This window comes from Mesorhizobium sp. M8A.F.Ca.ET.218.01.1.1 (assembly GCF_004791165.1).
Classification (GTDB): domain Bacteria; phylum Pseudomonadota; class Alphaproteobacteria; order Rhizobiales; family Rhizobiaceae; genus Mesorhizobium.
On sequence record NZ_SRUZ01000105.1, the window covers coordinates 1 to 344 of the forward strand.

The 344-nt window shown below is 62.2% G+C and carries 1 protein-coding gene; it reads left to right on the top strand.

Going from position 1 to position 344, the window contains the following annotated elements; genetic code table 11:
• Nucleotides 1–344: transposase (locus EN861_RS34585; RefSeq protein WP_135928227.1), on the top strand; the 344-nt coding region annotated here is incomplete at both ends.

Consider the following 344-nt stretch of genomic DNA (forward strand, 5'->3'; position numbering starts at 1 on the left):
ACTGCCCGCGATTATTCGCTGATGGTCTCCGTGCCGGGTGTCTCCAAGGTCAGTGCGCTCTCGCTGCTGGCACACTTGCCCGAGCTCGGCCAGCGTTCACCCAAGTCGATTGCAGCACTCGCCGGCCTTGCCCCGTTCGACAACAAGAAAGGCAAGAACGCACGCAAAAGCCAGGTACAGGGCGGCCGATCGCGTGTGCGCCGTGCCCTCTACATGGCGGCACTTAGTGCCATCCGAACCTGTGACCGCTTCAGAGCCTTCTACACCGACCTCGCAGCCCGCTCAGGCTCCAAGAAACTGGCCATCATCGCCGTCGCAAGAAAGCTCCTGGTCGTCCTCAACGC